At 49.4% G+C, this 5,949-nt stretch carries 7 protein-coding genes; 2 read left to right on the forward strand and 5 right to left on the reverse strand.

The window, feature by feature from the left end:
- From HRU21_08570 to HRU21_08590, 5 genes are all read right to left on the reverse strand, one after another.
- Nucleotides 1-356: zinc-ribbon domain-containing protein (locus HRU21_08570; GenBank protein NRA42342.1), on the reverse strand; the 356-nt coding region annotated here is incomplete at its 3' end.
- Between the two features lie 104 nt (nucleotides 357-460).
- Nucleotides 461-1,345: a 50S ribosomal protein L11 methyltransferase gene (gene prmA, locus HRU21_08575; GenBank protein NRA42343.1), complete on the reverse strand. Its 885-nt coding sequence runs from the start codon at nucleotides 1,343-1,345 to the stop codon at nucleotides 461-463.
- 74 nt (nucleotides 1,346-1,419) lie between these two features.
- Complete coding sequence (locus HRU21_08580) at nucleotides 1,420-1,962, reverse strand: response regulator (GenBank protein NRA42344.1); 543 nt, start codon at nucleotides 1,960-1,962, stop codon at nucleotides 1,420-1,422.
- Nucleotides 1,963-1,966: 4 nt separating this feature from the next.
- On the reverse strand, nucleotides 1,967-3,199 hold the full coding sequence (locus HRU21_08585; GenBank protein ID NRA42345.1) for a HAMP domain-containing histidine kinase: 1,233 nt from the start codon (nucleotides 3,197-3,199) through the stop codon (nucleotides 1,967-1,969).
- The gene (locus HRU21_08590; protein NRA42346.1) at nucleotides 3,196-4,131 is read right to left on the reverse strand and encodes a sugar nucleotide-binding protein; all 936 of its coding nucleotides are present in this window, start codon (nucleotides 4,129-4,131) and stop codon (nucleotides 3,196-3,198) included. Before HRU21_08590 ends, HRU21_08585 begins: the two co-directional genes overlap by 4 nt.
- A gap of 63 nt (nucleotides 4,132-4,194) precedes the next feature.
- Between HRU21_08590 and HRU21_08595 the strand changes: the two genes are divergently transcribed.
- Both HRU21_08595 and HRU21_08600 read left to right on the forward strand, forming a co-directional pair.
- On the forward strand, nucleotides 4,195-5,118 hold the full coding sequence (locus HRU21_08595) for a LysR family transcriptional regulator (GenBank protein NRA42347.1): 924 nt from the start codon (nucleotides 4,195-4,197) through the stop codon (nucleotides 5,116-5,118).
- 5 nt (nucleotides 5,119-5,123) lie between these two features.
- On the forward strand, nucleotides 5,124-5,949 hold an 826-nt coding region (locus tag HRU21_08600; protein ID NRA42348.1), incomplete at its 3' end, for an ATP-dependent DNA helicase RecG.

A 5,949-nucleotide genomic window follows, 5' to 3' on the forward strand; every position in this document is an offset into this window, starting at 1 on the left:
ACATCCACTTCATCATCAGCAAAGAAATTACCCTCACCACTTTTTTGAATGGCCGAGTCCAGCGAGAGCAACTCCTCGTTAAGCTGCTCAGACGAATCAGCTTCTGGATCATCACCGTTGTCTGCAGCCTCGGCTGCAAACATATCCATATCATCATCGATCAGCATTTGCTCAGTATCGTCAATCATCGATTGCTCAGTGTCATCAATGATTGGCGGCTCGGGGGCCGAGGTATGCACCTGAAACACTTGCATGCATGCACCACAACGCACTTGGCCATTTGCAGCCGCTAGCTGTTCAGGCGTTAGTTGGTATTCTGCGCCGCAGTGCGGACAGCTCGCCTCAGTGATTGACATAGTTTTGCTTTCTCATCATGGTGTTGCGCCTATTGTAGTGCGTAAGGCCAATAAAACACAAAAACAAAGCCGCTGAAAATTTGACCAGCTTGGCAAAAAAATGATTATTTTGAGATTTTAACCCCTTGCAGGCACAGCCATTGCGCCTCATGGTAGAAATGCTCAAAGGCAATCTCGGTATAGGCATCGAGAATCTCGCCTTGTTGCTCGCTTAAAAGGCCCGATAATAATAATATGCCACCCGGCTTTAAACGAGCACTCAGCTGTGCGGCCATCTCGACCAGCGGCCCAGCCAGTATGTTGGCAATCACGATATCATAGCGCTGCTCGATGGGCTCCTCGCCGGCCAGATAAAGCGCGAAGCGCGCTGGCTCAATGCCATTGCGCTCGGCATTTTCACGACTGGCAGTAATCGCCTGCGGGTCAATATCAGTTCCAACCGCAGTATCAGCGCCGAGCAATAAGCCGGCAATCGCCAGCACGCCTGAGCCGCAGCCAACATCCAATAAGGATCGGTGCTGCACATCTAGCCCGTTCAGAGCACGCAGGCACATAGCGGTAGTAGGGTGAGTGCCGGTACCAAATGCCAAGCCAGGGTCCAAACGAATATTAACTGCATTCGCGTCCACCGGTTGGTGCCAGCTAGGGCAAATCCAGAGCTTATCGCCAAACTGGATCGGCTCAAAGTCGTCCATCCACTCGCGCTCCCAGTCGCGATCCTGCAATAGCTCAAGCTCATAACGCGGCAATGGCTGGCCATACGCCTGCTCAGCCGCATCCAATAATAGCTGGCTATCGCTGTCTGCATCGAACAAAGCGGTCAGCAATAGCGCATCCCAAAGCGGTGTTTCATGTAGGCCGGGTTCCAAAATAGCCTGATCTGCGGCATCGGCATAAGTCACTGAGACTGCACCAGCAGTAAACAGTGCGTCCTCTAACGCCTGCTGCTGTTCACTATCGGTTGAAAATTGGACTTGTAACCAGGCCATAGATTTCCTCTGCAACGCATACTAATGTCGGCGCATAGTATCACTGCCTCAGCATAAGCAAAAGCACCCGCCTGTTATTGTAACTGCGGTTTTTTCTGCAGCTTGCGCTGTAAGGTTCGACGATGCATATTTAGCTGTTTAGCCGTGCGCGAGATATTGCCGTCGTTTTCTGATAGCACGCGTTGAATATGCTCCCATTCCAGGCGCTTCGGCGACATCGTCGGAGCATCATTTTGATCAGCGTGGTCATTTGGCTGTGGCGCCGCCATCAGCTTTAAAATATCAGCCACGTTAACTGGCTTTGGCAAGTAGTCATCGGCACCGTTCTTAATCGCCTCGACCGTTGTCGCAATCGAAGCAAAGCCAGTAATCATAATAATCTTGGCCTGCGGCAGCCGCTGACGAAGCTCTGGAATTATGCCAAGCGAAGTCTGCTCCGCTAATTTTAAATCTAGCAACACTAGGTCAAATTGTTCCTGCTCAAGCTCACGTGCTAACAGATTTGCACAATCGAACTCATGACTACATTGGTGTTGCTGCCTGGCAAAGCCAGCAATCAATGCCTTCGCGAAAGCAAGATCATCCTCTAACAGCAAAATGTTTAGCGACTTTGGCATTGCATCAGTCATACTGGGCACCCGTGAGCTCTGATTTCACGTCGGCTGCAGCCACTACAGGCACGCGAACCCGCATAAGCACTCGATGCTCGGACGGTGGCTGCGGCGCATTCAATAACAGCAAACTGCCGCCGAGTTTTTCAATGCTGGCGTTTGCCAAATAGTGTCCCATGCCAAAGCCCTTATCGGAACTTACGGTTTCTTTGCCAAGGCGAGACAGCAATTGTTCATCAATCGGCTCGCCATCATGCGCGATATCAATTTGGCAATGCTGATCAGAACAATCAATCTGACAATCTACCGCAGTGGCGGCAGCTTCCACCGCATTATTTAACAACGCTAATAATGCATGCTCAAGTAGCGAGCTATAGTTGATATCAAACATCGCCTGCAGGTGCCAATGTATGGTTGCAGCAGGCTGCAGTAATTGCATCTCATTGCGCAGGGTTTGCAATAACACCTCACTATCAATGACATTGGGTCGTGGCTGCTGACGCAAGGTTTGCAGCACTTGCTTACAACGCTGCACCTGTTCTTCTATCATCAGATTATGATCATCTTTTTGGCCTTCGACCAGCACAGCAATTGTCGACAGCGGCGTCGCCAGTTCATGTGCAACACTTGCCGACAGCGTGCCCAGCGCAATCAACTTCTCATCTCTCACCTGTTGCTCACGAAACTCTTGCAGGGCTAAATCTTGCTGCTGAATTCGTCTTAATAAAAAACGCGTAACCCATAAAATAATTCCCGCGTTTAATAAGAATAGCAGCCACATGCCCCACAGGTGCCAACTCATCATCATCGCATGATGGTGGTGCGGCGACAGCTCTAATAAGGCTGCATATGCAAGCCCCATACAGACAAACAGTATGAAGCTGTAAATCGGCGCTAGCGAGATTGCCGCCACGCACAATAGCACCAATGCATAGCTGACCGCAGGATTGATTGCACCACCAGTGGCTGAAATTGCCATAAACCAGATCAGGCTATCGAGCAGTAAGGCACAAAACAGCAACACATGTTCTTGTAAGCGCGGACGTAAAATTAAACTCATCACGCTGAGTAGCGCAGCAGCGATAATCGCTAAACTTAATAGCGGCCAGTTTATTAACTGCTGGAAAAAGTTAGCTGGCAACAGTTGACTTATTAAGGCCACCGCTAACAGTAGNCCTAANCTGAGTAGCCGTAAGCTAAACAACAGCTGATAAGTATGCTGCATGCGCAATATAGCGATCATGAGTCACCTCCTGATCGAGAACTGGGCTTATGGCTATCAAGGTACTGACTAAAGCCTTCGCGAAAGCTTGGAAAGCTAAACTCAAAGCCGCTATCACGCAGTCGCTGATTAGAAACGCGCTTTGAGCCGACCCGTCTTGACGGCGGCTGCATATCCGCATTTAGCGGCAGCTGCCAGGTTTCACTTAGCCATTGATATAGCTCTGTATTCAGCACCGGACAGCAATCGCTGGCGTGATAAATCGCATCTATGGCTTGGCCACTGGCATCCAGCGCCAGCAAGTGCAATAAAGCTCTCGCCACATCAATCACATGTATCCGGTTGGTGTAATACTCATGGACAAGATTTGCCGGCAGCTGTCCGGCTTGCAGCTTGTTAAGCAAGCTATGTTGCTGGCTGCGATAAATACCAGAACAGCGTAGTACGCAGGTTTCGATCAAAGAGCTTTGCAGTAATTTTTCAGCCGCTTTTTGCACCTGCCCCTGGTATCGAGTTGGTGCAGTTTCTGAGCTTTCATCAACCCATTGATGCTGATCTTGAGCAAACACGCTGGTGCTCGAAAGCCAGAAAATTTTGCGCGCGTTTTGTTCAGCCTGATTCAATACTTGCAAGATATTAGATAAGCCCTGCAAATAGGTTTGCCGATAAGCTGCCTCATCCATAGCATCTGGGCTTAAGCTAATCACCCAATAATCAACCGACAAATCTTTCAGTCGTGCCAACTGAGTCAGGTCATTAACATCGCAGGCGAGCGGCTGGCAAAGCTCGGGCTTAGCAATCGCCGCAATATTGCGACGTATTGCGATAAGCTCAGCCGGGGCACACTCAGCCTGGCTTAATTCGGCTGACAATATTTCGGCAAAATGTTTACCGATATCACCAAAGCCAATAAAACCAATACGTTTTGCGGCCAAATGCGTTAAACTAATCATAGATTTTTTATGTCTATCAATGAATAATTGATATCTATTTTCTATCAACCTGTGCTTCAGCCCATGACTTTAACAGAACTCAAGTACCTCGTCACGCTAGCAGAGCTTGGCCACTTTGGTAAAGCAGCCGAAGCCTGCCACGTGTCGCAACCCACCCTCAGTATTGCCTTAAAAAAGCTGGAAGACAATCTTGGGGTGACCTTGATAGAGCGCAGTAAAAGTCGGATTGTACCTTCAGCCACGGGCGAGGCGATCATTCAACAAGCTAAGGAAGTGCTAAAGCAAGCCTCAATCATTAAAGATATTGCTCATTCGGGTAAAAACGCCTTGAGCAGCCCGCTAAAGATCGGCGCCATATTTACCGTTGGGCCCTATTTATTCCCGCATTTATTACCACAGCTTAAGCAATTAGCGCCAGAAATGCCGCTAATTATTGAAGAGAGCTACACCGCTGTGTTACGGAAAAAGCTGGTGGATACCCAGCTTGATGCCATCATCGTAGCACTGCCGTTCAGCGAACCTGACGTCGTGACTAAGCCGCTATACGAAGAACCTTTTGTCGCCATGCTGCCCATCGATCATCCGCTTGCTGCTCAGTCGGCATTAAAGGCCAATGATTTATTATCCGAGACCGTGTTACTTCTTGGCGAGGGTCACTGTTTTCGCGATCAAATATTTCAAGCGATGCCCGAGCTCAAACAAAAACTACAGCAAAATCAATACGCCATGGCCGCCAGTGCCAATACGTCTTTGGATACGCTAAAACATATGGTGGCATCAGGCCTTGGCATTACTATTTTGCCGTTGAGCGCGGCTGGGCTTCACAATGATTTACATCAATCTGTTTGTATCAAGCCATTTGCGGGCAAAACCGGTGCGGCGATGAGCAGAACGGTGGCATTGGCTTGGCGTATGAGCTTTCCGCGCTTTGAAGCCATGGATGTGCTCGGTCAGGCCGTGAATCGCTGCGACCTGCCTATTCAGTAATCAGCATGCTATCACTGCAAGATCCCATCCATGCGCTGCATGGGGTTGGGCCAAAACTGCAAGCCAAACTTAATCACTATGGCATTGCTCAAATTGCTGATTTGCTGTTTCATCTGCCCCGCCATTATCAAGACCGCTCTAGACTGACAGCAATTGCCAAACTGCAGGCTTATCAAGCCGCTTTGTTTGAGGGCAACATCGTCTCTTGCAAGCTGCAATTTGGTAAGCGGCGCAGTTTAATCATCCTGCTCGAAGATGATAGTGCTGCCATTAAACTCCGACTTTTTCACTTTAGCAAAGCTCAACAGGCGCAGCTTCAGCCTGGCTATACGCTGCGCTGCTTTGGTGAGGCGCGACCTGGGCCAGCCGGGATTGAAGTAGTGCACCCTGAATACGAGATCAATCCCACTAGCTTCGATCCAAGCGCACAATGCTTTACCGCTATTTACCCAAGCACTGAGGGCATTAGCCAGCAACTGTGGCGAAAGCTTCAGGCACAAGCACTGAAGGTATTAGAGCTCAGTGATGTCAAACTGAGTTTGTTTGAACTACCAGCAGCGCTACAAGCTTTAGATATTTCTTTAAAACAGGCCTTGCTGTACCTCCATCAGCCACCTAACCACCTAGATCTTCAGGCTCTAGAACAGGGGACAAACCCTTTTCAGCAGCGCCTAGCGTTTGAGGAACTGTTAGCGCATCAGATCAGCTTTTTAACCCTTCGCGCAAAACGTCGCGCACAAAAGGCCCAGGCCTTTACTGACCAGGCGCTGGCAAAACAGCTCATCACTTCACTGCCCTTCAGCTTGACCAAGGCACAGCAGCAGAGCATTG

The sequence above is a fragment of the Pseudomonadales bacterium genome (genome assembly GCA_013215025.1).
Lineage (GTDB): Bacteria > Pseudomonadota > Gammaproteobacteria > Pseudomonadales > DT-91 > DT-91.